This window comes from Pseudolysinimonas sp., from assembly GCF_031389465.1.
GTDB lineage: Bacteria > Actinomycetota > Actinomycetes > Actinomycetales > Microbacteriaceae > Pseudolysinimonas_A.
This window is the reverse complement of the sequence record NZ_JANMSQ010000286.1, coordinates 1-3228: the sequence shown is the minus strand read 5'-3', so window position 1 is coordinate 3228 and position 3228 is coordinate 1. Positions and strand designations below refer to the sequence as shown.

Genomic DNA, 3228 nt, shown 5'->3' with positions numbered 1-3228 from the left:
GGCCCGCCGGGAGATCGAGTCCCGCCGGGGCGGCGACTCGAGCACTCAACGGGCCCGTCACGGGGTTACTACTTCGCGTCGTCCTCGGCGGGAGCCTCGTCCGCGGCGGCCTCGGGGGCCTCCTCGACGGCGGTCTCTTCGACGGGGGCCTCTTCGACGGGGGCCTCTTCGACGGGGGCCTCGGTCTCGTCGGCCGGAGCTTCCTCGGCGGCGGCGGGCTTCGCGACCTTGGCGGGCTTTTCGGCCGCGGCCTTCGCTACCGCAGCCTTCTTGGCAGACGGCTTCTTCACGACCGGCTCGAGCACGAGTTCGATGACCGCCATCGGAGCGTTGTCGCCCTTGCGGTACCCGGTCTTCGTGATGCGGGTGTAGCCGCCCTCGCGGTCTTCGACCTGCGGCGCGATCTCGGTGAAGAGCTTGTGCACGACACCCTTGTCCGAGATGATCCCGAGCACCCGGCGACGGGCGTGGAGGTCACCGCGCTTCGCGAACGTGATCAGGCGCTCGGCGAGCGGACGGAGGCGCTTGGCCTTCGTCTCGGTCGTCTGGATGCGCTCGTGCGTGAACAGCGCGGCGGCGAGGTTCGCGAGCAGCAGACGCTCGTGAGCCGGGCCTCCTCCGAGGCGGGGACCCTTGGTGGGCTTAGGCATTGTCGTTCTCTTTCGTGATCAGGAGGAACCGGGCCGTCAGGCGCGGCTCTCCTCGTCGTCGTCGTAGCCGCCGTAGAAGTGCGCGCCGTCGAAGCCGGGAACGCTGTCCTTGAGCGACAAGCCCATCTCGGTCAGCTTGTCCCGCACCTCGTCGACCGACTTCTGGCCGAAGTTGCGGATGTTCATGAGCTGCGTCTCCGACAGGGCGACGAGCTCCGCGACCGTGTTGATGCCTTCACGCTTGAGGCAGTTGTAGCTGCGCACGCTCAGGTCGAGGTCCTCGATGGGCATGCTCAGCTCGCTCGACAGCACGGCGTCGACCGGGGCAGGCCCGATCTCGATGCCTTCAGCAGCCGAGTTCAGCTCGCGGGCGAGACCGAACAGCTCGACCAGCGTGCGGCCGGCCGATGCGATCGCGTCACGCGGGGTGATCGCGGGCTTCGTCTCGACATCCACGACCAGGCGGTCGAAGTCGGTGCGCTCACCGGCACGCGTCGCTTCGACGCGGTAGGTGACCTTCAGCACCGGCGAGTAGATCGAGTCGATCGGAACCTGACCGGCTTCGCTGAACTCGCTGCGGTTCTGGGTCGCCGACACGTAGCCGCGGCCACGCTCGATGGTGAGTTCGAGTTCGAACTTCGCCTTGTCGTTGAGCGTCGCGATGACCAGCTCGGGGTTGTGGATTTCAACCCCGGTGGGCGCCGAGATGTCGGCGGCCGTGACCTGGCCCGCGCCCTGCTTGCGCAGGTAAGCGGTGATCGGCTCGTCGTGCTCGCTCGAGACCACGAGGTTCTTGATGTTGAGGACGATCTCTACGACGTCTTCCTTCACACCCTGAACGGTCGAGAACTCGTGCCGGATTCCGTCGATGCGGATGCTGGTCACTGCTGCGCCCGGGATGGACGACAGCAGGGTGCGGCGCAGCGAGTTGCCGAGGGTGTACCCGAATCCGGGCTCCAGCGGCTCGATCACAAACTGCGAACGGAATTCGGAGAGACTCTCCTCGGACAGGGTGGGACGCTGTGCAATAAGCACGTGTATTCCTTTCAGCGAGGGCGTCCGCCATATGACGCCCACGGAAGAACGGCGGGTGGCTGGGCCGCCGGGTGTTCAGTTGATGGTGAAAATGCTGTCCGGTGTCGTTACACGCGCCGACGCTTCGGCGGACGAACGCCGTTGTGCGCCTGCGGAGTGACGTCGTTGATCGTGCCGACCTCGAGGCCCGCCGCAGTGAGCGAGCGGATCGCGGTCTCGCGTCCGGAACCCGGACCCTTCACGAAGACGTCGACCTTCTTCATGCCGTTCTCCTGCGCCTTGCGCGCAGCGGCCTCTGCCGCCATGCCCGCCGCGTAGGGGGTCGACTTGCGCGAGCCCTTGAATCCGACGTCGCCGCCGGAGGCCCAAGCGATGACCGCACCCTGAGGGTCGGTGATCGAGACGATGGTGTTGTTGAACGTCGACTTGATGTGGGCCTGGCCCACCGCGATGTTCTTCTTCTCTTTGCGGCGCGGCTTGCGACCGGCTGCAGCAGCCTTGGGAGCGGCCATTACTTCTTGCCTGCCTTCTTCTTACCGGCGACGGTGCGCTTCGGTCCCTTGCGGGTGCGCGCGTTGGTCTTCGTGCGCTGACCGCGCACCGGGAGGCCGCGACGGTGGCGGATGCCCTCGTACGAGCCGATCTCGACCTTGCGGCGGATGTCGGCCTGCACCTCACGGCGCAGGTCACCCTCCACCTTGTAGGTGCCTTCGATGAAGTCACGGAGAGCAACGAGCTGGTCGTCGGTCAGATCCTTGACGCGGATGTCACCGGAGATCCCGGTCTCCTTGAGGGTGAACAGCGCGCGAGTGCGGCCGACCCCGTAGATGTAGGTGAGCGCCACTTCCACGCGCTTGTCGCGCGGGATGTCGACGCCGGCAAGACGTGCCATTGCGTTACTCCTGAGAGTTTTCGGAGGTCTGTGCGTCTCCGGTGCCCGGGCCTCCGACCCGAGGTGTCCCCTCTTGCGAGGTTCTTGGTGACGCTTGTGTATTGAGTTATGGGTTTCGAGACGCGTCGCGCTTCGCGCGGCGCTCCTCAACCTTGAACCTTCGGTCGATATCGCTTCGCGATGTCGACCTTCGGTTCAACCCTGGCGCTGCTTGTGACGCGGGTTGCTCTTGCAGATGACCATGACGCGGCCGTTACGGCGAATCACCTTGCAGTGATCACAGATCGGCTTGACGCTGGGGTTGACCTTCATGATGCTTCTTCTCTCGCTGTCATCGTTCCCCCGGCATCCGCCGTGGGTTCGTTACTTCTCAGCGCTGCTTACTTGTAGCGGTAGACGATGCGGCCGCGGGTGAGGTCGTACGGGCTGAGCTCGACGACCACGCGGTCTTCCGGAAGGATCCGGATGTAGTTCTGGCGCATCTTGCCGGAAATGTGAGCGAGCACCTTGTGCCCGTTCGTCAGCTCTACCCGGAACATTGCGTTCGGAAGAGCCTCCAGCACCGAGCCCTCAAGCTCGATGACGCCGTCTTTTTTCGCCATACCTCTACTAGTGCTTTGCTGATCTGCGGGGTGGATTGGTGCACGGGCA

At 65.1% G+C, this 3228-nt stretch carries 6 protein-coding genes; all 6 read right to left on the bottom strand.

Translation table 11 applies throughout. The features are described from left to right. Positions 1-68 precede the first annotated feature (68 nt). The 6 genes from rplQ to infA all read right to left on the bottom strand — a co-directional run bounded on the left by rplQ (position 69) and on the right by infA (position 3179). The gene (gene rplQ / locus RMO30_RS11255) at positions 69-650 is read right to left on the bottom strand and encodes a 50S ribosomal protein L17 (RefSeq protein WP_309713416.1); all 582 of its coding nucleotides are present in this window, start codon (positions 648-650) and stop codon (positions 69-71) included. A gap of 36 nt (positions 651-686) precedes the next feature. Beyond that, entirely contained in the window at positions 687-1685 is a 999-nt protein-coding gene (locus RMO30_RS11250) for a DNA-directed RNA polymerase subunit alpha (RefSeq protein ID WP_309713413.1), read from the bottom strand. Positions 1686-1792: 107 nt separating this feature from the next. Further along, positions 1793-2197 (bottom strand): 30S ribosomal protein S11, encoded by a 405-nt coding sequence (rpsK, locus tag RMO30_RS11245; protein WP_309713410.1) that lies wholly within the window; start codon positions 2195-2197, stop codon positions 1793-1795. Next, on the bottom strand, positions 2197-2577 hold the full coding sequence (rpsM, locus tag RMO30_RS11240) for a 30S ribosomal protein S13 (protein ID WP_191283557.1): 381 nt from the start codon (positions 2575-2577) through the stop codon (positions 2197-2199). The genes rpsK and rpsM overlap by 1 nt, the downstream gene beginning before the upstream one ends. 195 nt (positions 2578-2772) lie before the next feature. Next, positions 2773-2889, bottom strand: coding sequence for a 50S ribosomal protein L36 (gene rpmJ / locus RMO30_RS11235; protein WP_055821300.1), 117 nt, complete (start codon positions 2887-2889; stop codon positions 2773-2775). Positions 2890-2957: 68 nt separating this feature from the next. Continuing rightward, a complete protein-coding gene (infA, locus tag RMO30_RS11230; RefSeq protein WP_191283558.1) occupies positions 2958-3179 on the bottom strand; it encodes a translation initiation factor IF-1 in 222 nt (73 codons plus the stop codon). Between the last annotated feature and the right edge of the window lie 49 nt (positions 3180-3228).

What these genes read in the sequence shown, in the direction of transcription:
- rpsK (WP_309713410.1), bottom strand. Translation starts at nt 2,197, where the DNA reads ATGGCCGCTCCCAAGGCTGCTGCAGCCGGTCGCAAGCCGCGCCGCAAA.
- rplQ (WP_309713416.1), bottom strand. Translation starts at nt 650, where the DNA reads ATGCCTAAGCCCACCAAGGGTCCCCGCCTCGGAGGAGGCCCGGCTCAC.
- rpsM (WP_191283557.1), bottom strand. Translation starts at nt 2,577, where the DNA reads ATGGCACGTCTTGCCGGCGTCGACATCCCGCGCGACAAGCGCGTGGAA.
- rpmJ (WP_055821300.1), bottom strand. Translation starts at nt 2,889, where the DNA reads ATGAAGGTCAACCCCAGCGTCAAGCCGATCTGTGATCACTGCAAGGTG.
- infA (WP_191283558.1), bottom strand. Translation starts at nt 3,179, where the DNA reads ATGGCGAAAAAAGACGGCGTCATCGAGCTTGAGGGCTCGGTGCTGGAG.